Genomic DNA, 24120 nt, shown 5'->3' on the forward strand with positions numbered 1-24120 from the left:
TTGATCACGCTGTCGCCGTTGAAATCTGATCGCGCCAAGCCCCACAAGCAAGGCGCCCGCAGTATCCTAATCTAAAATCACGCAAACACACTGGCAATGCTTAAAACGACACCTCGACCGGTGTGTTTGTCGTACATAGGGACCAAAATATTCATTTTCGATTCTGATCTTTTTTCAAAAAAGCGAGAATCGACGAAAAATCTAAACATGCACAAAAATTCGGCCGAAATTTGGGCACATTGACAAAACTGAAAAAAAGAGGTGGGACAAAACAAAAGTTTTGTCCCACCTCTTTTTATAGGCAAACAGCCATTACTTCGCTGCTTCGAGTTCTTCGATTCGAGCTTGAGTCGCCTGCAATTGGGCTGCATAGTCCGCCTGCTTGGCCTTTTGCTCGTCGATCACCGCAGCCGGTGCCTTGGCCAAAAAGCCTTTGTTGCCAAGCTTCTTTTCAACGCGCTCGATCTCTTGCTGGAACTTCTTCACGTCTTTTTCGAGCTTGGCGATCTCCTCGTCTAGGTCGATCAGTTCCGCCAACGGGACATAGACCGTTGCGCCCAAGATCACGGCACTGGCGGCCAGCGCCGGGGTGTCGATGCCAGCGCCAAACGTCATCGTCTTGCTGTGAACGAACCGGTCGATGAAGTCGCGGTTTTGCTCGAAGATCGGCGCCAGACTTTCATCCTGCAGCTTAACCATGATGTCGATCGGGCTGGACAGTGGCGCATTCACATCGGCGCGAATGCCACGAACGGCACGAATGAGCTCGATGATCGCCGACATCTGGGTCACCGCTTCGGCATTTTCAAATTCAGGATGCACAACCGGATAGCTCGCCGTGACCAGGGATTCGCCAATGTGTGGCATCGTCAACCAGATCTTCTCGGTAACAAATGGCATGATCGGCTGAAGCAGACGCAACGTTTGATCCAGCACATAGCGCAGATTGACGCGTTTGGCCGCCTTGGCCCGCTCATCATCGCCGGTCAAGACCGCCTTGGCCATTTCGATGTACCAATCGGCCAATTCATTCCAGATAAAGTTGTAGAGCGCCCGGTCGGCTTCGCCAAACTCGAATTTATCAAAAAGATCGGTGACCTGCGCGATGGTGTCATTCAAGCGAGCGAAGAGCCACTGATCAGACAGATCGAATGTGGCAGGATCTGGCTGCTGGTCGGCGGTGGTGTCTTCGAGATTCATCAGGACAAAACGGCTCATGTTCCAGATCTTGTTGATGAAGTTCCAGGCCGAATCCATTTGCGTATACGAGAACCGCGTATCCTGGCCCGGCTTGTTGCCTTGAGTCAGGAACCAGCGCAGCGCATCGGCCCCGTATTTTTCGATGATGTCCATCGGATCGATTCCGTTGCCGAGTGACTTGCTCATCTTCCGGCCCTGTTCATCGCGCATCAGGCCATGGATCAAGGTGTACTGGAACGGGCGCTCGCCGGTGAATTCGAGGCCTTGGAAGATCATGCGGGCGACCCAAAATGGGATGATGTCGTAGCCGGTGACCAGCGTGTTTGTCGGGTAGTAGCGCTTGAAATCCGGCGCGTCGGTATCCGGCCAACCCATGGTCGAAAATGGCCACAGCGCGCTGGAGAACCAGGTGTCGAGGACGTCATGATCCTGCTCCCAATTTTCCGCGTCTTCAGGGGCTTCCATGCCGACATACAGCTCGCCGCTTTGCTTGTTGTACCAAGCAGGAATGCGGTGGCCCCACCACAGCTGACGAGAAATGACCCAGTCGTGAATGTTTTCCATCCAGTTGAGGAACGTGTGCTCGAAGCGATCCGGCACAAAGGTCACTTTGTTGTCGCTTTGCTGGTTCTTGATCGAGGCTTCGGCCAGTGGCTTCATCTTCACGAACCATTGGGTGGACAGCCGTGCTTCGACCTGAACCCCTGTCCGCTCGGAATGCCCAACGGAATGGACGATTGGATCGATCTTGATCAGATCACCGCTGGCCTGCAGATCTTTGACCAAGGCTTTGCGGCAGTCAAAACGATCCATCCCCTCATATTTGCCGGCATTTTCATTCATCGTCCCGTCGTCGTTCATGCAGTTGATGCGCGGCAGGTCATGGCGCAGGCCAACTTGGAAATCGTTGGGGTCATGGGCCGGCGTGATCTTAACGGCACCAGTTCCGAACTCCGGATCCGCGTGCTCATCGGCGATGATCGGAATCTTGCGGCCGACGCCAGGCACAATGACCTCTTTGCCGATCACATCTTGATACCGAGCATCATGGGCGTTCACGGCAACGGCGGTGTCGCCGAACATGGTCTCCGGGCGGGTCGTTGCGATCTCGATACCGCCTGGGGTGCCATCTGCGTATTTGTAGATCAAATGGTAAAATGCGCCCTGATCATCTTGGTGAATGACCTCGATGTCGGAAAGCGCTGTGCGTGCCTGCGGATCCCAGTTGACGATGTACTCACCGCGGTAGATCAGGCCCTTGTTGTAAAGATCGACAAAGACTTTCCGCACCGCCTTGGAGAGGCCGTCATCGAGGGTGAAACGCTCGCGGGAATAATCCAGCGAGAGCCCCATTTTTGCCCATTGCGCATGGATGATCGCCGCATATTCATCCTTCCAGTCCCAAACTTGCTGGATGAATTTATCGCGGCCGAGATCATAGCGACTGATGCCCTGCTCGCGGAGCTTGGCTTCGACCTTCGCCTGCGTCGCGATGCCGGCGTGATCCATCCCCGGCAGATACAGTGTGTCATAGCCCTGCATCCGTTTTTGGCGAATGATCATGTCCTGCAGCGTCGTATCCCAGGCATGGCCCATGTGGAGCTTGCCGGTCACGTTCGGCGGCGGAATGACGATGGAATAAGGTTTCGCCTTTTTATCGCCGCTTGGTTTGAAAACGCCTTGATCAAGCCACTTTTGATAGCGGCCCGCTTCGACTTCCTGAGGGTCGAATTTCGGCGCAAGTTCTTCTTTACTCATATTTTTCCTCCTGCGTGTGTCTGACAAACAAAAAAGCCCGTCCTAAAAAATAGGACGAGCATGCTCGCGGTACCACCTAACTTGAAGGTGCCACAAACGGCGCCTTCCACTCAAGCCTTCTAACGGGTGGCCCCGGCCGCTTCTACTGACTTCAAAGCGGCTGCTCGCAAGCTACAACGATCGGTTTTTTCAAGGCTTGCACCATCCGCCTTGTCGCTGAAAAAAAACTCGACCGCCCTCTTGTTCATCGCGTTACCGTCATTATAGGTGGGCAGCGCCAGCGCGTCAACGGGTCGCAGAAGTTTCCTTCTGCGAAAGATGGTTTGCCGCCACAGCTGCCAGCAACGCAATAAGGGCCAAGCCCGCCAGTAGCGCAAAGCCCAAGCCGCTGCCCAAGCGTGTGGCCGCGCGCACGGAGCGCCCTGTCCCCACCGCGGCAATGACCGCCGCCAGCATGCCAGTCGAGAGCGAGCCAGAGTATTGTTGCATCATGTTGAACAGCGAGTTTTGATCTGCCTTGTTGGCCACCGGCACCAACTGACTTGCCTCGGACATCGTGTTGCCAAAGCCGCTATTGAACCCGATGCGCAACACAATGAAGAGCAAGGTGATCAGGGCCAGCGTCAACTGACCGGTGAGCAGCGAAAACAACCCCGTGCCAAGCAAGACCAAGGCGCCACTGAACAAGATGAGCCGGCGCAACCCATGCTGGTCGTAAAGACGCCCGGCAAAAGGCGCAACGATGGCCCCGATCATGGCCCCTGGAAACAGAATCAGGCCAGCCACCAACGCATTTTCCCCAAGGACGTCTTCAATAAATAGAGGAATCAGAAACGAAGCGCCAATATTGATGAATTGCAGGAGAAAATACGTCACCAGGCGCAGGCTCAGCACCCGATCGCGCAAAATATGCCAATCAAGGAGCTGCGTGCCGCCGCGCCGAATATGAATCACCTGAGCGCCGAGCAACACCACGGCCACCGCCAGCCACAGCCAAAATGACCTGCTGGTAAACCCGGTCTGACCCGCTGCGTTGAACGCCCAGACCAAGACGGCGAAAAAGAGTGAGAGCAAGGATAGCCCCAGCACATCAAACTTGCCGGCGGTGCGACTGGCCTTGGTCCGAATCGTCGCCTCACCTAGCACTCCGACCAGGATGATGAGTGGCACGATCACCCAAAAGATCCAGCGCCAGCTCAAGGCGTTGGTGAACAGCCCGCCATATGTGGGGCCGAGCGCCGGCGCAAGAGAGATCATCATCTCCGCCAAGCCCGTATAGGTCCCGAGTTGCCGCTTTGGGACGCGCGTGAAAATTATTTCGAACAACAGCGGGGTCGACAGCCCGGTAGCCAGCGCCTGCAAGAGCCGCCCTGTCATCAGCAGGGCAAAATCTGGCGCCGTGGCACACATGACCGCGCCAGCCAGGCTAAATAGAAAGGCCGCGCGGAAGATCTGACGGCCATCAAAGCGTTTGAGCAGGTAGGCGCTGGCCCCCATGACAATGGTGACCAGGAGCAGATAACCAGTGGTCACCCATTGCACGGTGGTCAACGACACATGAAGATCCGCCATCAAGGTCGGAAACGTGACGTTCATCGAGGTCTCGATCAAAATGCCAAGAAAAGAAAGTAAAGCCGTCGCCAAGATCGCCAATTGGGTCCGGCGTGTTAATCGTTCAGTCAAACTAGAATCCTCTTTTCACGGCGACCCGCGGCCATGCAAAAACGCATCCGCCAGCCCGCCTGTAATTTTTCGTTACAGCCGGCGCTAACACGGATGCGCACCCAGACACTTTCACTTGTCGCTTAGTTTAACACGTTTTTCCCCATCGCGCCATGGCTTCCGGTTAGTCGGCAAGCTGCTGATGATGGGCCGTGAACAGTAAACTTTGCAATTCAGACGTCAGATCGATGTAGCGAATCGTCGTCGTCGGCAGGCAAACAACCGGCTGTGGCGCAAACGTCAAGATCGCGTCGATGCCGATGCCCTCCAGCGCCGGAATCACCTGCGGCTGCGCGCTTGACGGCACCGCGATGATCGCCGTTTTGATATCTGGCGTGACCCGCATCGCAAGCTCGCGAAAATCATACACCGGCACCCCACCGATCTCGGTGCCGATCTTCGCCGGATCGATATCAAATGCCATCGTGATATTCAGATCCGGGTTGCGGCGAAAATTGTTCTCAATTAGCGCCGCGCCTAATCCCCCGCAGCCAACCAGCAAAATATTTTCAGCGTCCTGCACCTCAAGCAGTTTGCCAAATTCGTCGACCAGCGTATCCACACTGTACCCATACCCACTTTTTCCAAGCTCCCCAAAACTGGAAAAGTCGCGACGAATCGTTGCCGATGGGATATGAATGATCTCGCTCAACCGCTCTGAGCGAATGCGCTTGACCCCTTGCTGCTGCAATTGCTGGACCGCGCGATAGTAAAGTGGAATACGCCGCACCGTTGCCTTTGACACCCGCGCTCTCGCGTTCAGCATCGACGCCACCTCCGTCCCAAAAATGTTTGTTAATCCATTCACATAGTAGCGTATCACCATGACGGAAATGGCGCAAGCATTAAGTGTTAGCGATTACATCGAAGCCGTTTTGTGGCCCCTGCAAAATGCAAAAAACTCGCCTCACCGTCATTTGGTGAAGCGAGTGTCTGAGGACTACAGCAATTCCGAAATAATGTCCTGTTGCTGATCCATGAACTGATCGGACCCCTTGATGACGGTCGTTTTGACGCCATCAAGGGCGCGCTGCATCAGCCCATCGATGTCGAGCTTACTTTCAAAGTAGCGCGCGCGATCAAGATTCGGCTTCGTCTTCGGTGCCGGCGGAGCAAAAATTGTGCAGCAATCCTCAAATGGCATGATCGACAAGTCATACGTGTCGAGATCCTGGGCCACTTTGATGATCTCATTTTTGTCCATCGTCGCGACTGGCCGAATGATTGGGAACGTGGTGACATCATTGATGGCCACCATGCTCTCCAGTGTCTGGCTAGCCACTTGGCCGACTGATTCGCCGTTGAAGATCGCCAGTGCCCCCACTTTTTTCGCCAAGGCCTCTGCCAGGCGCAACATCAACCGGCGTTGCACCGTCATCAGATACCCTTCCGGCACGTTTGCCTTGATGGTCTCTTGAATTTCTGTGAACGGGACCTGCATGAAGCGGATATTGCCGGCATATGGTGCGAGCTTGGCGGTCAGTTGCTTGGCCTTGTTCAACGCACTGTCGCTGGTGTATGGCGGCGAGAAAAAGTGGACCATTTCCAGATCGACGCCGCGCTTCAGGGCATAATACCCAGCGACAGGGGAATCGATGCCGCCTGACAACATCAGCACCGCTTTGCCCGCCGTGCCGACAGGTAACCCACCGGCACCGAGAATCTTGCGTGTCGACAGATAGATCGCCTCTTTGCGCACCTCGACGCGCAAGATCAGATCCGGATCCTTCATCTTCACGACCAGATCCGGCCGCGCCTCAACGAAAAAGTCACCCATGTTCAGATTCATCGCGTTGGTGTCCAGTTCAAAACTGTGATCCGACCGACGGGTATTGACCTTATAGCTACTACCGAGCGGCGCCGTTTCATTCATCAGTTGCAAGGCCGCTTCGTGGACCTTCGCCATGTCTTTTTCAACGGCAACACTTGGCGAATAGGACTGAATGCCAAACACGCGGGACAGCCGATCCATGACGGCATCGGAATCCTCCCCGTTCAGCTCAATGTGCAAACGGTCGCGTTTCGGCCGAATCGTCAGCGCCGGAAACTCATGCAGCGCCTTAGTCACATTGCCATTCAGGCGGCCGATGAACGCTTGGCGATTTTTCCCCTTGGTGGACAGCTCGCCGTAGCGGACCATGATCTCAGAATATTGCAAACAAATCTTCCTTTCAGTTGTGGGCGGGTTGTGGCATCAATGGCGCAAACTTCGCATAGAGCTGGTCAAACGCGGCATTGAACGCATCGGCCTCGGCGAGGGTGTTGTATTCGTCCAAGCTGACGCGAATCGCGCTGGTGGCGACGTTCGATTGAATATGCATTGCCTGAAGGGTGCTGCTTTCGGTGCCTTTTTTCGAGCTGCAGGCACTGGTGGTGGAAATATAGATCTCGTGCTGTTCAAAGGCATGGACGATCGTCTCGCCGCGAACGCCCTTGATGGCAAAACAGAGAATGTGCGGCGCAAAATCCGGCGTCTCTTGACTGAAGATGACCACATTATCGAACTGGCGCACATGGTCATAAATACGCTGCTTGATCGCGCGCTGCTTGGCGACTTTTTGGTCCTCGTCGGTCAAAAGCAGGCGCAGGGCCTTGGCCATCGCAGCGATTGCCGGCGTATTTTCGGTGCCGGAGCGCAGGTTACTTTCCTGCCCGCCCCCTGTCAGCAATGGCGCAATGTGCCGCGTTTTTTTCGCATAAATAAAGCCCGTTCCCCGCGGCGCATGGAACTTGTGTCCGGAAAAGGTGATGAAGTCGATGCGCGGATCGCGCAACGCCGGCATCAGCCCCTTGCCGATCGCCTGGACCGCGTCAACGTGAAAATGAATCGCCGGAAAATCGTCCAGCACCCGGGCGCAGGCCTGAATCGGTTGCTCGGCGCCGATCTCGTTGTTCACCGCCATGATCGACACCAGAATCGTGTCCTCCCGTATCGCCGCCCACAAGTCCTCGGGATCGATAAAGCCGCGGTGATCGACAGGCAGGTACGTGACCTCAAAGCCGAGACTTTCCAGCTGCTTCATCGTGTTGATGACAGCCGGATGCTCGACGCTGGTGGTGATCAAATGGCGGCCAAAGGGGCGTTTCTCGATTGCCGTACCCTTGAGCACCCAGTTGTCGCCTTCCGTGCCGCCGCTGGTGAAAAAGATCTCCTCCGGCTCAGCCCGAATCAAGCCGGCGATCTGTTTGCGCGCGCTTTGCAGCATCTCATCGGCCTTGGTCCCGACGGCATGCAGGCTGCTGGGATTGCCGAAGAAATACTCGCTGACTTTGCGGTAAGTGTCGAGCACTGCCGGCAACGCCTTGGTCGTCGCAGAATTGTCAAAATAGATCATCGTTGTTCCTTCTTTTAAGTAAGTTGTGGCAAGTATAGCAAAAGCACGCTCTATTGTACATTTTTTCTAGGCACGAAAAAAGGAAGTGGGCCAAATGTCGCTTTTGGGTCCGACAGGTAAGTGTTCCAAGCGCCAGGTCCGAACTTGGGACCAGGCGCTTGGATCCTTAGCTGCTCGGACCCGGACATTTGGCCCACGACACTGCCATCACATTGGTGCACTATACAGGAACTGGGACAAAACAAAAGTTTTGTCCCAGTTCCGCGTTGTCTCATCTGTCCCGCCGCCGTCCTTAGAACAACGAATCAGTCCGCTGGTTCAGATAATCATTTTCCACTTTTTTATAGCTGCCCGGCTCGACCTTTTCAAGCGCGCTGGCAATAGTGTCGGCTGCCGCTTGATAATTGTAGCGCGAATACTGGGTCTTGCTTTGAATGGCGGCCTTGGCCACCTCTTCGTGATTGGTCTTGTAACGGTTGGCGTATTGCAGCAATTGCTCCGTCATCCCCGCTGCATCGACCAATGCGCGGCTTTGGTCCTTGAGCTGATCGATGTCCTCGGCGATCTTGATCAGATTTTTTGCCACCTCGTCCATGTCGATCTTGGTCTGATTCAGATCATCATTAAGGTCGTCCACTTCTCCCGTGACTACCCGGAAAAAGTCGAGGTAGGTCTTCGGCAATCCTGGTAGCGAATGCCGCGAGACCTCGTACTTGATGTCGCGCAGATCCATCTCAAATTGGGTCGCGGAGTCGTCTGCTTTTTGCTCGCTGGCACGAAGCCCGACCACGCTGGTATTGATGGCAACTTGCTTGGCTTCGATGTCATGCAAGGCGTTTTTCGTCTCGGTGAACTGATCCAAGATCACAGAGTAGACGGCGGTGTTTTGCTGAATCGCATCCTGGGCCCGCGTGAAGTCCTCGTTCAGGCGGTTGATCTGGTTCTGCAGACTCGCCGCGTCCTGGAGCTCGTTGTGATTCAGCGTGTAGCTTTCGTTCAGGTGATTGAGCTCACGCATCAGCGTGTTATTTTGCTTGGTCGCATGGGCGATGAACTTGGCCAGTGAATTGTGCTGACTCATCACCGCTTTTTGGGCGACCAATTCTTTTTCCATCACCGCATACAAGGCGTCGATACTCGTGGCCACATCATCCGTATTGGCCTTTAGCGCGTCCAACTGGAGCCCGGCGATCTGCGTTTGCGCCTTGGCCAATTTGGCTTGAATGACCTGAACCCCACCAGGCACGTCTTCTGTGAAAACAAAATGGCGCTGGGTGAGCGTTTCGTGGCCGGTCTCGATCTCAGTCAGCTGGGCCGGAAATTCATTGACCACGGCGTTGACCAGTGGTGGCAGTGTTTTGACCTGATCCTGCAAGGTGCGGACCTGCTTATTGACCGCATCCAACTGCGATTTGGCGGCCTCGTGATCACCGGAATCGTTGGTCACACTGACTTCCTTGAGCGCCTCGCCAATCGTCTCAAGGGACTGCTCCAGGGTGTTCAGGGCCTCGCCGAAGGAAAAACTCTTCGCCAGGATGGTCTTGCGGGCCTCTTGATAATCATCCCGCAACTTGAGCATGCGGGTCCGGTTCTCGGCTTCGCTGGCCTTGAGCTGGGTCAACGCGGTCCGCACCTCGCCCAGTGCCTTGCGGGTGTCGAGCATGAGCTGGTCGATCGCCTTCATGCCGCTATTGACGACAGAAAAACGAAACTGCCGGTTGGCCTGTTCGACATCCAGCAACTGTGTCTGCAGATCCGTCAGATTCTTTTCGGTGAGTTGCTGATACGTGCGCTGCCACTTGGTGAAGGTCTTCAAACTTTCACCGGACAACCGCAACTGCTCAATGCTGCGAATCATGCCGGTCAACTCACCGGTATCCAGCGCCGCTACCGTTGCGTCCAGCTCCTTGATCTCATGCGTCAGATGGGTCTGCCACGCCCAGATCCCGACCCCCGCCAGGATGACAACCAGCAAAATAATTATGATCATCCAAAACATACTTATTACACCTTCCGCTGACCCCCGCGCCGCTTCATTGCATTTTCAGTGCAAGTCCTTTAAAATTCAGCTAATGAACTCACTTGCACCGCGCGTAGTCCTTATCTCATAGTATCGCAAAAAAGGGCTTAACTTAAAACCTATTTCTGCTATTTTATAAGAAAAGACGGCGCGCGGCCTGATATTTGGAGGCGCAACCATGTCAACCATCGATAGCTTATTGCCAGCCCAACTAGATGCCTTGTCTGCCGATGAGACCAACCCGATCACCATTTTGGCGAATGCCAGCGCGGTGATCAATGCGGCGATGTCGGATCTCAACTGGGCAGGTTTTTACCTTTATAATAGGAAGACAGACTCGCTGGACCTCGGCCCCTTCCAAGGCCTCGTCGCGTGCACCCACATTCGGCCCGGCAGTGGTGTAGTCGGCACCAGCTTTGCCGAAAAGCGCGCCTTCGTCGTTGCCAACGTCCACGAATTTGCGGGCCACATCGCCTGCGATGCCGCTTCAAATTCGGAGGTCGTCGTGCCTTTGATCGTGAATGGCGAAACGGTCGGTGTTTTGGACATCGACTCCCCGCTGCTTGCCCGGTTTGATGAGGACGACCTGGCCAGTTTGCAGGAAGCCGCGACGGTGTTAAGCGCGCACCTTGACGCCACGTTGCTCGCCGCGGTATACTAGTTCGCGTGTAAAATAATGCAGCAGTGAACGGCATGGTCGGCTCCAGTTGTGCGACCCGTTGAGGAGAGCGCAGTAACCGCGGCTGCAATGGCGAAGTGCTTAGCGCAACTGTCCGTGTGTTGAGTTCACAAATTCATTATTTTACTCCAATAAAATTTTTGGAGGAAATACCTTATGTCTCGTTACACTGGTCCTCGCTGGAAGCAGTCCCGTCGTTTGGGTCTGTCCCTTTCCGGCACTGGTAAAGAACTTGCTCGTCGTCCGTACGCCCCTGGCGATCACGGTCCTAACAGCCGTCGTAAGATCTCTGAATACGGCACCCAGCTGAAGGAAAAGCAAAAGCTTCGTTGGATGTACGGTTTGAACGAGCGTCAGTTCCAGAACTTGTTCATCCGCGCCGGCAAGATCAAGGAAGGCACCCATGGTGAAAACTTCATGGTCCTGCTTGAGACTCGTCTGGACAACATCGTTTACCGTCTCGGCCTGGCTTCCACCCGTCCGCAGGCGCGTCAGCTGGTTTCCCACGGCCACATCACGGTCGATGGCAAACGCGTTGACATTCCTTCCTACGAAGTTGCCGTTGGTCAGGTGATCGGTCTGCGCGAACGCAGCCAGAACCTGGACATCGTCAATGCTTCGCTTGAAGGTACGGTTTCCCGTCCTGCTTACGTCACCTTTGATGACAACAAGAAGGAAGGCTCCCTCGTTCGTCTGCCGCAACGCGACGAACTTGAACCAGACATCGACGAAGCGCTGGTCGTTGAATACTACAACCAGAAGCTGTAATCAAAAACGCCACCAAAGCTTTTGCCGGACATTGCCCGGTGCAAAGCGGTGCAACAAAAACGTGTCAGTCTTTCGAGGCTGGCACGTTTTTTTGCGGAAAATTAGCTTCAAGAATGGTTGTGAATTGAGCCCGCCTCTTTCAGCGCGCCCGCCGTCGCGTTTTGGAGTGTCCCAATCAAAATGTGTATGTCATCCAGACTTTCCTCTTGGCCATGCAGTAACCACTCACGCCAAATGCCGTACACGCCTGCGCTCATAAAAGTCACCCAGTACCTGCGCTTGGTCGCATCAAGATCTTCCCACTCACTGCCTTGAGCGTAGTAGCGCGCCATATTGTCGGTGAAGATCTGCTGAATAATGTATTCGTAATTCCGCGTGGCGGCTAATGCCAGATCTGCAGAAAAATCTGAAAAGAATGCCGCCATATCCCGCAATTTTTCCTCAGACGGCACCTGTCGGATCACATCCTCAAAGATCTCCTCGATCTGAGGCGCGAAATACGCGTGAAGAATGTCCTCTAGCGCCTGATAGTTGCGATAAAATGCCATCCGGCTGACGCCAGCGCGCTTGATCAGATCAGTCACCTTGATCTCGTTCAGGTCATGCATCTGCAGCAGCTGCAAAAGCGCAGTCGTCAAATATTGTTGCGAATCCTCTTTGATCTGTTGCGCGTGCTTCGTCGCTGCCATATCACTTTCTCCTTTATGTCACACATGCCAGTAACCTGCTTGTCTCGAACTCGACGACAGTGTACCTTAATGACGCTGAGGTTACAAATGTTTCTCAGTTAAAGAAAACAAATGATTCGCAGCGGCAACTCGCGCGGAGCCAATACTTGACTCATCTGAGAACAACGCGAGATTGCTGCAGGACATGAGGAGGACAATTAAAATGGCAACCTATTTAGTCACTGGTGGCACCGGCTTCGTTGCAAGCTGGGCAATCGTCACCTTACTCAAACGAGGCGAGAAGGTGCGTACCACCGTTCGCTCAGAAGAAAAAGGGAAAACACTCAAACAAGCCTTGAGTCAGTACACAGACACGACCGCCCTCAGTTTTAAGGTCGCAGATCTAACTGATGCAATCTCATGGTCTGCTGCGATGCGAGACATCGAGTTCGTCTTACACATTGCTTCACCAATGAGCGCTGACAATCCAGATGATGAGGCGGCCGTGATGAAGCCAGCCATCGATGGGACGCTAAATGTTCTCAAGGCAGCAGTTGCAGCCCATGTCAAACATGTGGTGATGACATCCTCACTGGCAGCCGCGACCCCGCCAAGTTCGGAGACCAATCAGGCCATCGATGAATCTTATTGGACGGACCCAACGAATCCTGAGCTTAACGCTTATCGCCGATCAAAAGTCCTGGCAGAGCAAGCCGCATGGGACTATATGAAAACGCAAACTGAGACTGCCTTCACGACCGTTCTTCCTGGCGCTATTTTTGGTCCAATTCTGCAACCGCAAAACACCCACTCGGTCCAGGTCATTCAGCAAATGATCGTCCGCCACGTGCCAAATCCCAAGATCAGCTTTGAGATCATCGACGTCCGGGACCTGGTCGATCTGGAGATACGGGCTGTGAACACTCCTGCCGCAAACGGCCAGCGCTATAACGCGATCTCCGAAAGCATTGCGATGCGCGACATTGCCAAGACATTGAAGAGCGATGTTCCCGAACTTGCGAGCCGCGTGCGGACGTCCCAACTGCCAGACGCCATCCTTCGACTCGCCGCAAAAAAGGCACCTGAACTGAACGCAATTGTCGGGATGCTTGGCCGCAAATTTGCGCACACCAACCAGAAAGCCATTCGCGAACTAGATTGGCATCCCCGGCCGGCCAAAACGACCGTGATCGATACAGCCAAAAGTCTTTACGCGTTTAATTTATTGAGCTGACACCTCTAATTGTCTGATTTCTTCTGGGACCGCTAACCACACCTCACCTCTAAATCGCGATATAATGAGACCCAAATACAGACTCCCAGGAGGTCATCATGGAGATCGCAGTCAAAGAACAGCTGATCGCGCAAACAACGGCTCGGTACGCCCCGAACATCCCTGCCGCCAGTATCCACAAACTGGCGCTACTGGCAGATCAAGTCTATTTTCCCCGCAATAGCACCATTCTTGAGCTTGATGAGCCGCAAGAGCAGGTCTATCTGATTTAAGACGGGCTTGCGCGGTCCTCGGCGGTCGATGAACAAGGCCATCTGATCGTGAAAAACTTTATGCTGGAAGGCGATTTTCTCATCGGCGAAAGCCTGTTTTCGGCCACCAGTACCGAAAGCTTTAGCGCGATCGAGGACCTCCATTGTTTGCGGTTTGCGGCCGCGCAGATGAAGCCCATTTTGATGGCCGACGCGGCCCTGACGCAACTGTACATCGCGGTGCTTGAGGACACCCTGCGCTACAAGATGCGGCGCGAATACGGTTTTCAAAATTTGGATGCGGCGGCCCGCTATCAGGAATTCCGGGCGCTTTTTGGCAAGGCGGAAGCCCGGATTCCGCAAAACCAGATCGCCTCCTACATCGGCATCACGAAAGAAAGTTTGAGCCGCATCCGCAAGAACCTGGCGAGTCGTTAACATAGATCAACGCGCCGCGCCCCACCCCTTGGTATTCTAAGTTCATCAAATAGATGGAGGTCATGACAATGACAACTTACGAAAACCAACAAGCGTGGCGCGATGTGCAAGACTTTTTACCGGCAGCTTATCACTATACTGAGACATACCACCCGGTCGAAGAACAATGGAACTGGCGCGGGAACGGCGTACACCTGGACACTTTCCGCAACCCGAACGCAAAGGCGAAGATCATTCTGTTTCATGGCGTTGGCACCAACGGCCGGCAGATCTCGATGATCATCGGCGGCCCGCTCGCACAGGACGGCTACGAAACGATCACCGTCGACATGCCGACTTATGGGGTCACTGATGTCGCGCCGCACACGATCATCAGCTATGATGACTGGGTCCAGTGCGGCTCCGACCTGATCGACAGCGAACTCGCAAAGGATGATCGGCCGATCTTCCTGTATGGCTTGTCCGCCGGGGGCATGGAGACCTACCATGTCGCGGCGCGGAACAAAAAAGTTCGTGGCATTATCGGCATGACCTTTTTGGACCAGCGGAGCAAAGACGTCCAAATGACCACGACCAATAACTGGTTCTGGGGGACGTTCGGCATTCCGCTGACGAAAATGGCGACTAGCATCGGCTTATCCGGCTTCAAGATGAAAATGAGCATCCCGTCGAAGATGTCCGCCCTGGTCAATGATCCTGACTGCTTGAAGATCTTGCTCAAGGATCGCACATCCGGCGGCAACCGGGTCTCGATGCGCTTCATGAACACGTATATGACCTATGCCCCGGATATCGAACCGGAAGATTTCACCGTCTGCCCCGTTTTGCTCACCCAACCCGATGCGGACCGGTGGACCCCGCAGCGACTCAGCGATCCATTCCTCGATCGGCTGACTCAGGTCCAAGTCACACGCACGACCCTGCGCAACGGCTCGCATTACCCGATCGAAGCCACCGCCTTGGCCGATCTGCATGACGCGATCAGTGACTTCCTGCAGCGTAACCTGTAAGCGGCCACCAGCCTCACGCCCCTCAACTCGAAAATGGCGACATCCAGCTCGGCAATTGTGCCGAACGGAATGTCGCCATTTTTGATCTGCAAAAGAGAGCGCTTGCCTGTCACACGATGGCAACTAGTTCGTGATCAGTCCTCATCCGGATCGATCATGGTCAGCTCGATTCGTTCACGTTCCATATCCACCTCTGTGATCCAAACAGTCACAATGTCGCCGACAGCAACGACACTGCTGGCATCACGGACATGTTTTTTCGCCAGCCGCGAGATGTGGACCAGACCGTCGTGCTTGACGCCGATATCGACAAACGCGCCGAAATCCACCACGTTCCGCACCGTGCCTTGCAGCTCCATGCCAGGCTGCAGGTCTTCCATCGTCAACACATCCTTGCGCAAAAGTGGGGCAGGCATCTGATCACGCAGATCACGGCCCGGATGCTGGAGGCTGGCCACAATATCCACTAAGGTCGCGGCTCCGACTGTTCCCAACAGTGGCACCGGATCAACTTTTGTCAGCGTCGCCGTTTTTGCGGCGTCGCCAAGATCGGCCGTCGACAGATTTGCGGCATGAAGCAAGCGCTTCGCCACCCCATAGCTTTCCGGATGAATGTCCGTATTGTCCAGCGGTTCAACGCCGCCGATGATGCGCAGGAACCCGACTGACTGTTCAAAGGCTTTGGGGCCAAGGCGCGGTACATTTTGTAACGCCATCCGCGTGGTGTAACGGCCGTGTTCGTTGCGGTAAGCCACGATATTGGTCGCGGTCGTCTTGGTCAGCCCAGAAATGCGCGTGAGTAGCGGCACGCTGGCAGTATTGAGATCCACGCCGACCTGATTGACGGCCCGTTCGACCACGGCATCGACCTCGCTGGCCAGGGCCTTTGCCGGCAGGTCGTGTTGATATTGGCCGACCCCGATCGATTCGGGATCGATCTTGACGAGCTCGGCTAACGGATCCTGCAAGCGGCGGCCGATGCTGATCGCACTGCGCTGTTCAACTTGCAGCTCAGGAAATTCGTCGCGGGCCAGCTGGCTGGCGGAATACACGGATGCCCCGGCTTCGTTGACGATCACGTAGAAGATCTCGCGATGAATTTTTTTCAAGGTGTCGGCCACAAACTGCTCGGATTCGCGACTCGCGGTACCGTTGCCGATCGCGATCATGGTGACATGGTACTGCTCCAGCAGGGCGGTGAACTCCGCTGCAGCCACAGCGCGCTTGGCAGCAGGCGCAGGCGGAAATGGATAGATCACGGCCTTGGTGAGAAATTTCCCATTTTCGTCGATGACGGCGAGTTTGCACCCGGTCCGATACGCCGGATCAAAGCCCAGCACCACGCGGCCCTTGAGCGGCGCCTGCATCAACAGATTGTACAAATTTTTCCCGAAGACTTCGATCGATTTGGTGTCGGCGGTCTCCGTCAATTCATTGCGCAGGTCGCGCTCGATGGCTGGACCGATGAACCGCTTGTAGCTGTCCTCATACGCGTCTGTGACAAACTGCGTCGCCTGACTGCGCTGGTGGTGGCCGATCAGTCGCTCATGCAAGTGTTGCAAAATAGGGCCGGTGGCGACTGTCACCCTGACCGTCAAAATTTTTTCTTTTTCGCCGCGATTGATCGCCAGCGTGCGGGTCGGAGACATCTCGTTGACCCGCGCGCTGAAGTCATAAAATTGTTGGTAGACCCTTTTTTCATCAAGCGCTTTGGCCTTGGGCTTGAGTGCGACCTCGATCTTCCCGTTTTTGGTGGTGTAGGTGCGGACCCAGTTGCGTAGCGCGGCCTGATCCGCATAATTTTCTGCCAGGATCTCATGCGCGCCAGCCAAAACCTCGGTGACACTCTTGACCTTCTTGGCCGGATTCACATAGCGCCTCGCTTGCTGGCGGAGGTCCTCGGCGGGAAAACGGCTGATCCAATCCGCAAATGGGGCAAGCCCCTGCGACCGCGCGACCGTGGCTTTGGTCTGGCGTTTTGGTTTGTATGGCAGGTAGAGATCTTCCACATCCTGCATTTTGGTGGCGGCATTGACCTGTTGCGTCAACTTCGGCGTGAGCTTGCCCTGTTCCTGGATGCTTTTCAGCACCGCGGCTTTGCGGTCTTGCAAGGCCGTCGCACGCTGAAAAGCGGCCTCGATCGTCTGTATCTGGACCTCATCAAGACTACCAGTGCGTTCCTTCCGATACCGAGCAATAAATGGCACCGTGTTGCCCTCTTGCATCAGTTCAAGCACCGCGCTGATCTGGCGGCTGGTGATGCCGGTGAGTTCATTTTTCACGAGCTGTAGTGTCTGTGCTTCGATCATGCGATCATCCCTTATTTTTTTCTGGGCGATTGTCCCTCACTATGTTTAACATAAGATCGCAAAATCGTCCACGATGAGGATCGCGGATGAAGAAGCCGCTTCAGGGCAGTCAGTCGTGACAGGAAAAATTGGCTGGTGTCGGCATTTCAGAGCCCAGCCCCCTCCAATTGCGCCGTACCGGCCGCACCGTGGCCAGTTGCGAGGCCATGCGGTTTTCCACTGGTCTTTACTCGTGAAGCCCACCCTTGTGCCACGGATCCATCAAACTGACAAGCAGGCTCACCCCCATGATCAGGCAAGCCCAGATCGCCAGCCAGTGAAAGCCTTGAAAAAGAATCGTCCGCAGCAATGGCACCAGGTTGCTCGGCAATTTTGCAGCGGAGGCAGCACTGCTGATCGCGTTGAGCTGATCGATCTTGAGTTTGCCAGAATGCGCCGCGATCGCGTGGCGGAAGGTGGTGTTGAGACTCAGCGACAACATCGACAGCACCAAGGTGGAGCCAATCGTCCGAATCAAGGCGTTGAGCGCGGTGGCCGAACCCACTTGGCGCTTTGGCACCGCGTCCTGGACTGCGACTTGGGCAGTGCTCGTCACGACCCCCGCTCCCAGGCCAAACAAGCCGCCCGCGACGACTACGAACCCGACGCTGCTCGTTTGCCAGATAAACGCCAAGATCAGCACTGCGGCGAACATCACCAAGCTCCAGCGCCGCACCACCGATTTTTCCGAATGGCGTGCAAGCAGCGGTGCGTTGAGCCGGGTCCCGACGGCCAGCATAACGGATGATGGCACCAGCAAAAATCCACCTGCCAGGGCCGTCAGTCCGTAGACCCCCTGGCCCCACATTGGAATGTAGCTGTTGACGAAACTTAAAACGCCGTATTGGCAAAACATCAGCACATTTTTTGCCATGTAGGACCAATTGCGAAACAGCCCCAACGGAATGATTGGATCAACGGCGCGATGCTCGATCCAAAAGAAGAACACGCCAACGACCACCGTGATCACGGCCGTCGAACCGACCAGCCCCAGATTCGGCGTCTGTGCGCCGAGTGCCTGAATCATCAGCATCAGTGCAATGATCGTCGTGGCTAAGCTCAATGCCCCACGATAATCGATCGCCTGGCGGTTTGGCGTGAACGACTCCTGGTAGTTGCGACAGATCAGCCACATCATGAACAAGCCGATCGGAATATTGATAAAAAAGACCCAGCGCCAGCCCAAACTATCCGCGATCCAGCCACCGATCAACGGCCCGATTGCAGATGCGATCGAATACGCCGCATTGGCATTGCCGACCTGCTTCACGCGTTGTGCGGTGGGCAGTTGCGTGCCGTAGATCACATATGGCAGTTGCACCATCGCGCCAGCGCCGATGCCCATCGCCAGGCGCGCGCCGATCAGCATGTACATGTTGACGGCGAGGCCCTCAGTCAATGAGGCAAGCACAAAAATTCCTGTCCCGATCAAGATCAGTGGCTTTGTGCCAAACCGTTCCGCGAGTTTGGTCCAAAGCGGGGCTGTGACCGCCATCATCAGAAAATAGGCCGTCAGCACCCAGCTCATCAGCCGGATCCCACTGAGGTCATCAACGATTGCCGGAATGACGGTTGCCACGATGGTCGATTCCAAGCCGACCATCACATTTGACAGCGCAAAGGCACGCATCGCAATGTTTTGTTTTTTGTTGTCCATGCTGTTCCTCCTCATAGTTGCAAGCACAACCTTACGCGGTTACACTAGGTGTAAGTCAAGCAATGCTAAGGAGAAAAAATGCGAATTCAAGAAATGGCCGCGAAATACGGTCTCACCACATATTCACTACGCTTCTACGAGCGAAAAGGCCTGCTCCATCCGGGGCGTGACAGCCGCGGTGACCGCGATTACTCCCAGGAGGACCTTGCCGCCCTTGATCGCATCGTGCTGTATCGCCGCGCCGGCCTGTCCGTCGAGCAGATTCAAACAATTTTCGCTGGCATGGAAACAACCGAGATGATCGCGCTGTTGACCAGGACACGCGCACAAGTGGTCGACCAGCTCGCCGAGATGCAGGAGACCCTCACTTTTTTGACCGCCAAGATCGCTCACGAACGCCAGCGGCTGGCGACGGGCGGTCAGCACATCCCGACCCCGGCAGAGGATGCGGCATTGGGGTTGCCGAAGGATGTCTCTGGAAACGACATCGATCGCCATTGATCAGCTCGCGTCCATCTTTCGACTGATGCAGACAGGGCATATTTTTTATATACTCATGAAAATCAGTTATTTGGAGGACTTATGAAAAAGACATTCAAGAAGGCCCTTGCGTTGGCTTTCATCCCGTTACTGCTGCTGACCGCCTGCAGCCAGCCGCAGACCACCACCACGACCACCAGTCAGGCAAGCTCGACTCAGACGGCCACGCCCGCCAGCATGATGGCGGCGATCGAAGACCGTGGCCTGCCGATCAGCAACCAGCAGGCGCTGGATGAAAACGCGTTGGCAAAGCTCGCCAGTCAGGTCGGCGGCGACCTGACCAGCGCCGCGACGTTCACCAACGATACGGGCGTCAAATTCGTGCTCGTGATCACCAAAAGTAGCGCCGATGCGACGGCGGTGCGCAGCTACTATGCCGGCCAAAATTGGCATGTCACCAGTGATCCGAGCCGCCGCATCGTTTTTGCGGCCGAGCGTACGCTCAAGCAGAGCTGGTTTGATAAATACAAAGTGCCTGTTTTGCGCAGCTGAGGACGTGCGACCTTGCATTTTTCCGGTCGCCGCGTATACTGTTGTCATCACAACAAAGAAGGTGCCCCGATGACCGATGATGAATACGATGCCTTGATCACCAAGCTTGGCAAGCTCAACGACGCGCGCCAACAGCTGGAGGATTATGATTACCCCAGCGCCATGGCGAAGGGCTACTCCGGCCGCGGCCTGTCGCTGCAGGAGATCAAAGACAAGCTCGCGGCATTGAACGAAGAGATCACGCAACTGGAAGCCAAACGCGATAGTCAGGAATAACAAAACGGCGATGCCTGTCCGATTTTTCGGAAAAGCATCGCCGTTTTTTTCTCAATTTTACTCACACTGGCCGGTCACTTAGGCCGCTTTTGCCTGCTTACTCAAGGTCCGCAACCCCGGTAAGGAAAGCATCACGATAAAGCTGATCAGGTACAGCGCGGACAAGAAGCCCATGGTGACCATCAAGTTGTAGCGGTCCATCAACAGGCCAATAACCACTGAGGAGAACCCGCCGATCGCCCGGCCGACGTTCATGATGACGTTGTTGGCCGTGCTGCGGATTCGCGCAGGATAAAGCTGGCTGATGACCGCGCCATAGCCGCCAAACATCCCGTTGGAGCAGAAACCAACGATGGCGCCGATGAAGACCAGGACGGTGGCGGAGCGCGCCAGCGTGATGGCAAACACGATCATGGCACTGGCCAAAAGAAACAGGCCAAACGCCCAACGCGGGCCAATCTTATCCAAAATGTTGCCAAATACCACCATGCCAAGGCACATCCCGACGATCGTTGCGATCATCCACAGCGCGGAGCCGGAAACGGATAGCCCTTGCTGCTTTTGAACGATCACAGGCAGCCAGTTCATCAGGCCGAAGTAACCGGCGATCTGGACAATGGTCATCACCATCAGGCCCAGGGTTTGAGCGGCCAGATGGGGCGTGGCAAACAGCGCGCCGAAACTGACTTTTTCATGTTTGACTTTTGCCTCGGCCCGCGCCGCCAGAAAATCATCGGATTCCTTAAGGTGACGGCGCACGAAGAAGGTCAAGATCACCGGGAAGACCCCCAGCAAAAATAGCGCGTGCCAGCCCCACCGAGGAATGATGAAGGACGCGGCCAACGCGGCGATGATCGCCCCAATCTGGCCGCCGATCGCCGCGACAGAAGTCATTCGCCCGATCTGGTGCTTGTCAAAGCTTTCCGCGATCAGCGCGATGCCCACGCCATACTCCCCACCGGCCCCGATGCCGGCCAGAAAACGCAGGAAGTAGATCATCCATAAGTTGTTGGCAAACGCCATGGCCGCCGTGGCGATGGCGAAGATCAAGATAGTGTGCGAGAACGTTTTGACTCGCCCGTATTTATCCCCGAGCAAACCAAAAAGTGCCCCGCCGACTAACATCCCGATGTTGGTGATCGAGCCGATCAAACCAGCCGCCCCACTTGAGATGTGGAGTTCGGCGATGATCGGGGTCAAGGAAAACGAGAGAAACATGATGTCCATGTTCTCCAGCGAAAACCCTGACGCGGTGGACGCGATCACGAGTTTCTGCTCGTGAGTAGCGCCGTCAACAGTGTGCACTTCTGCTTGATTCATATTCAATTTTGCCTCCAAAATGGCCGCTCTCTGTCGGCCGTTATTTTGTTCTGATTCATTGTGGCACTAGAATGCAGGCGGCGCAAGGGGCAATTAGGCGATGCGCGCGCCAGATAACAATTTGACCGCGTGTGCGCCGCTCGGTTTCGACGCAGATGCCGATTCTGCCCGGACTCGACCCATCCCGCTATTGATCACATTGATAGCGGTTCCGTTAGCTTGCCTCACGCCGTCTGAAACGCACGCAGCAAGAACCGAAAAAGAATCAGTTGCGGCAACGCCCCCATTTGCAAAAAAGCCGGGCCTCTGCCCAGCTTTTTTAGTCGTCGGTCCCAGTCAGCGGCTCAAGCGCCTGATAACTGATCACGATTTTCGAATTCAATTCCTCTTTTGCGGCTTGTGAGATCTTTGGGCACGCGGAAAAATCGATCATGCAGGAATTTTTATAACGCTTTGTGATCACGCCTTGCGCCTGCTTGCCGTCCAGTAGCGCAGAGCGAAACCGCATCACTTGTCCTTCATGAAACTGCGCGTTGACCTCATTTTCTTCGAACAATTCCCAGTGCTGTTGTGGTCTTGCCATCACAGACTCCCTTCATTGTCCGTCGCTCAGTCCGGCCGCGGTCCGCGACGTCGGCTTCCGCAGCTTGGCCCCCCATCGTGGCGAGCACCATTGTCTTCATTATACCTGAGTGCGGCGAGCTTTTGGGCCCGATTTTTAATTATTTTATAATTCTCACAATCAAATCCATTTCCGGTATTTCTTACATAAGACTATCCCGGCACAATTCACCCCACTATTTTTTAATAAAAATAGGTCTGGCTGTGAGGCCCCAAAGCAGACGGCGCGGCGGGTTTGTGCTACACTGCCGCTGTGAGCGAAAGGAGAGACAAACATGCATGAGATTCCAGAAACAATGGCAGCGGTCGCAAACTTGGTAGACAAGGCGCGGGCGCGGGGCGAGCAGACCAGCGAAGACGATGTGATCGGTGCAGGCCTTCGCAACTGGATGCAGGAGTTGCTAGACGAGGCAATCGAAGGCGGCTATCTCACCGCGGCCTGGACCCCGACTGGCTTTCAGGTGACGGATATCAACGGCACCGTCATTTACGCTGGCGCCGAGCTCGTGGCGTCCGCGCAGATCGCCTCGTTCAAAACCGACGCGCATCGCACCCTGATGCACGTCCAGACCACGATGCGCCAACTGATCGATACTGGGAAAATTCCGCTGTGAGCGAGGCTGCTTGGGCATGATGGGACCAGACACTGCGACGTTGATGCTTGCAACGTTGACACTGGCGATCGGCTTTTATAGCGGGCTGACCACGTGCCACCTCACCCATGCCGTTCCTCGGGCAATGCTGCGAGCCGTTTTCGTCGTATTACTGGCCGCGTGCTACCTCGCGTACTGGAACCATGGCATGCCCGCCGATCAAAGCAGCTGGGTGATCATCGCAGGTGGGTGTTGTGCGATGTGCTTCCGCTATGGGGAACTCTTGGGCGATCGTGCCGAGGGCAAAGAATAAGTTTTTCGTCAGCGTTCACAACGCCTCTCAAGGCCTGTTTAGTGTGTCTCGAGGCGCCAACCGAGGATCTTTGTCGGTTGGCGTTTTTGCGTTTCCACAACCAGGAAAACTTCATTCGATCCAAGTGCCCTGCCCACGTCGAAATGCCAAGTCCCCAAATCGAGACCTGGCATTTATTGCGAACACCCCCGACAAATCCTGACCCCAATCTTCACCGCTCGGCAAACTCGCGATGCAGTCGCGTGTAGCGTTGATACAGGGGCTCCCCGATCAAAGTGTCATACTCCAAGCGTCTGATGTGGAACGCCGCAAGCGCTGGCATCAGGAGATGCATCCCCCCAAAAGCCAAGAAGTCGGCTGTCTGCACACCCAAACTTTTCTTTGAATCCATGAGCAGCCCCTGCAGTGTCACGCGCCGACCCGTTTCAACATAGATGAATGCGGCCAGATGCCGGAGATCTGCGGTCAGCTGCTCGACTTTAATATCGGAGCGCTGATCGAGGACGACTGTAAAAGCCGATGCGTTGATGGCCAGAACGCGTGCGAGAATCGCGATCAGGTAGGGATAAAGTGGATCTTGCTTGCCACTTGCCAGTTGAAACGTCCGGAAAGGCAACCACAGAAGTTGTGCTTTCATCGATCGACCGACTTGACCGAGCACCTTATTCAACCGCTGGGGACTTGCGATATGCGCCTTTGATTCCGCCCCAGGATACCAGCCCGCAGGATTGAGGCCTTCCGTCAAGGACTGACTGAACCGGGCGCCTTCCGCCCAAGCAGTGAGCGAGACCACCATTTGGGTCGGGTCGGTAAAGGATTCATCCAAAAAGAGAACCGGCCCCTGTTTGCCAACTTGCGCGGGAAGTCCGATGGTGGC

General features: G+C 55.2%; 23 protein-coding genes and 1 other annotated feature. Of the genes, 11 read left to right on the plus strand and 12 right to left on the minus strand.

The genetic code is table 11. The features are described from left to right. Nucleotides 1-312: 312 nt before the first annotated feature. The 6 genes from JUE67_RS07820 to ezrA form a co-directional block, all read right to left on the minus strand. Complete coding sequence (locus tag JUE67_RS07820; RefSeq protein ID WP_203627548.1) at nucleotides 313-2958, minus strand: valine--tRNA ligase; 2646 nt, start codon at nucleotides 2956-2958, stop codon at nucleotides 313-315. A gap of 47 nt (nucleotides 2959-3005) precedes the next feature. Continuing rightward, nucleotides 3006-3215: a binding site (T-box leader), on the minus strand. A gap of 28 nt (nucleotides 3216-3243) precedes the next feature. After that, complete coding sequence (locus tag JUE67_RS07825) at nucleotides 3244-4641, minus strand: MFS transporter (protein ID WP_203627539.1); 1398 nt, start codon at nucleotides 4639-4641, stop codon at nucleotides 3244-3246. 163 nt (nucleotides 4642-4804) lie between these two features. Next, entirely contained in the window at nucleotides 4805-5446 is a 642-nt protein-coding gene (locus JUE67_RS07830) for a redox-sensing transcriptional repressor Rex (RefSeq protein WP_203627537.1), read from the minus strand. 174 nt (nucleotides 5447-5620) lie between these two features. After that, nucleotides 5621-6838, minus strand: coding sequence for a tRNA uracil 4-sulfurtransferase ThiI (gene thiI / locus JUE67_RS07835; protein WP_203627535.1), 1218 nt, complete (start codon nucleotides 6836-6838; stop codon nucleotides 5621-5623). A 13-nt stretch (nucleotides 6839-6851) separates the two neighbouring features. After that, entirely contained in the window at nucleotides 6852-8015 is a 1164-nt protein-coding gene (locus tag JUE67_RS07840; protein WP_203627533.1) for a cysteine desulfurase family protein, read from the minus strand. A gap of 292 nt (nucleotides 8016-8307) precedes the next feature. Beyond that, nucleotides 8308-10014, minus strand: a complete 1707-nt coding sequence (gene ezrA, locus JUE67_RS07845) for a septation ring formation regulator EzrA (protein WP_203637113.1) — start codon at nucleotides 10012-10014, stop codon at nucleotides 8308-8310. Nucleotides 10015-10213: 199 nt separating this feature from the next. Between ezrA and msrC the strand changes: the two genes are divergently transcribed. Beyond that, a complete protein-coding gene (gene msrC / locus JUE67_RS07850) occupies nucleotides 10214-10696 on the plus strand; it encodes a free L-methionine (R)-S-oxide reductase MsrC (protein ID WP_203627529.1) in 483 nt (160 codons plus the stop codon). Nucleotides 10697-10870: 174 nt separating this feature from the next. Beyond that, on the plus strand, nucleotides 10871-11482 hold the full coding sequence (gene rpsD / locus JUE67_RS07855) for a 30S ribosomal protein S4 (RefSeq protein ID WP_203627527.1): 612 nt from the start codon (nucleotides 10871-10873) through the stop codon (nucleotides 11480-11482). 107 nt (nucleotides 11483-11589) lie between these two features. Here rpsD and JUE67_RS07860 read toward each other — a convergent pair whose 3' ends face one another. Then, a complete protein-coding gene (locus JUE67_RS07860) occupies nucleotides 11590-12171 on the minus strand; it encodes a TetR/AcrR family transcriptional regulator (protein WP_203627518.1) in 582 nt (193 codons plus the stop codon). Between the two features lie 202 nt (nucleotides 12172-12373). Here JUE67_RS07860 and JUE67_RS07865 point away from each other — a divergent pair, with 202 nt between their 5' ends. The 4 genes from JUE67_RS07865 to JUE67_RS07880 all read left to right on the plus strand — a co-directional run bounded on the left by JUE67_RS07865 (nucleotide 12374) and on the right by JUE67_RS07880 (nucleotide 15083). Next, entirely contained in the window at nucleotides 12374-13384 is a 1011-nt protein-coding gene (locus JUE67_RS07865; RefSeq protein WP_203627516.1) for an NAD-dependent epimerase/dehydratase family protein, read from the plus strand. A 98-nt stretch (nucleotides 13385-13482) separates the two neighbouring features. Then, a complete protein-coding gene (locus JUE67_RS07870; protein ID WP_203627514.1) occupies nucleotides 13483-13656 on the plus strand; it encodes a hypothetical protein in 174 nt (57 codons plus the stop codon). A gap of 48 nt (nucleotides 13657-13704) precedes the next feature. Beyond that, nucleotides 13705-14073, plus strand: a complete 369-nt coding sequence (locus JUE67_RS07875; protein ID WP_203627512.1) for a Crp/Fnr family transcriptional regulator — start codon at nucleotides 13705-13707, stop codon at nucleotides 14071-14073. Between the two features lie 68 nt (nucleotides 14074-14141). Further along, nucleotides 14142-15083, plus strand: coding sequence for an alpha/beta hydrolase (locus tag JUE67_RS07880; protein ID WP_203627510.1), 942 nt, complete (start codon nucleotides 14142-14144; stop codon nucleotides 15081-15083). A 134-nt stretch (nucleotides 15084-15217) separates the two neighbouring features. Here the strand turns inward: JUE67_RS07880 and JUE67_RS07885 are convergent, their stop codons facing one another. Together JUE67_RS07885 and JUE67_RS07890 are read right to left on the minus strand one after the other, a co-directional pair. Further along, nucleotides 15218-17392, minus strand: a complete 2175-nt coding sequence (locus tag JUE67_RS07885; RefSeq protein ID WP_203627508.1) for a Tex family protein — start codon at nucleotides 17390-17392, stop codon at nucleotides 15218-15220. Nucleotides 17393-17618: 226 nt separating this feature from the next. Further along, nucleotides 17619-19088, minus strand: a complete 1470-nt coding sequence (locus JUE67_RS07890; protein WP_203627506.1) for an MFS transporter — start codon at nucleotides 19086-19088, stop codon at nucleotides 17619-17621. Nucleotides 19089-19166: 78 nt separating this feature from the next. Here JUE67_RS07890 and JUE67_RS07895 point away from each other — a divergent pair, with 78 nt between their 5' ends. The 3 genes from JUE67_RS07895 to JUE67_RS07905 all read left to right on the plus strand — a co-directional run bounded on the left by JUE67_RS07895 (nucleotide 19167) and on the right by JUE67_RS07905 (nucleotide 20396). Then, on the plus strand, nucleotides 19167-19589 hold the full coding sequence (locus JUE67_RS07895) for a MerR family transcriptional regulator (protein WP_203627504.1): 423 nt from the start codon (nucleotides 19167-19169) through the stop codon (nucleotides 19587-19589). Nucleotides 19590-19670: 81 nt separating this feature from the next. Continuing rightward, a complete protein-coding gene (locus JUE67_RS07900; protein WP_203627502.1) occupies nucleotides 19671-20120 on the plus strand; it encodes a hypothetical protein in 450 nt (149 codons plus the stop codon). A gap of 69 nt (nucleotides 20121-20189) precedes the next feature. Continuing rightward, on the plus strand, nucleotides 20190-20396 hold the full coding sequence (locus JUE67_RS07905; protein WP_203627500.1) for a hypothetical protein: 207 nt from the start codon (nucleotides 20190-20192) through the stop codon (nucleotides 20394-20396). Nucleotides 20397-20474: 78 nt separating this feature from the next. Here JUE67_RS07905 and JUE67_RS07910 read toward each other — a convergent pair whose 3' ends face one another. Together JUE67_RS07910 and JUE67_RS07915 are read right to left on the minus strand one after the other, a co-directional pair. Further along, on the minus strand, nucleotides 20475-21716 hold the full coding sequence (locus tag JUE67_RS07910; protein WP_203627497.1) for an MFS transporter: 1242 nt from the start codon (nucleotides 21714-21716) through the stop codon (nucleotides 20475-20477). Between the two features lie 319 nt (nucleotides 21717-22035). Then, nucleotides 22036-22299 carry a hypothetical protein gene (locus JUE67_RS07915; protein WP_125697263.1) on the minus strand — a complete coding sequence of 88 codons (264 nt, stop codon included), beginning with the start codon at nucleotides 22297-22299 and terminating at the stop codon, nucleotides 22036-22038. Between the two features lie 313 nt (nucleotides 22300-22612). Between JUE67_RS07915 and JUE67_RS07920 the strand changes: the two genes are divergently transcribed. Then, nucleotides 22613-22951, plus strand: coding sequence for a hypothetical protein (locus JUE67_RS07920; RefSeq protein ID WP_203627488.1), 339 nt, complete (start codon nucleotides 22613-22615; stop codon nucleotides 22949-22951). Nucleotides 22952-22967: 16 nt separating this feature from the next. Beyond that, complete coding sequence (locus JUE67_RS07925; protein WP_203627486.1) at nucleotides 22968-23243, plus strand: hypothetical protein; 276 nt, start codon at nucleotides 22968-22970, stop codon at nucleotides 23241-23243. 211 nt (nucleotides 23244-23454) lie between these two features. Here JUE67_RS07925 and JUE67_RS07930 read toward each other — a convergent pair whose 3' ends face one another. Further along, nucleotides 23455-24069, minus strand: a complete 615-nt coding sequence (locus JUE67_RS07930; RefSeq protein WP_203637114.1) for a hypothetical protein — start codon at nucleotides 24067-24069, stop codon at nucleotides 23455-23457. Nucleotides 24070-24120: the final 51 nt, after the last annotated feature.

Origin of the sequence: Lacticaseibacillus mingshuiensis, from assembly GCF_016861785.1 — a bacterium.
Classification (GTDB): domain Bacteria; phylum Bacillota; class Bacilli; order Lactobacillales; family Lactobacillaceae; genus Lacticaseibacillus; species Lacticaseibacillus mingshuiensis.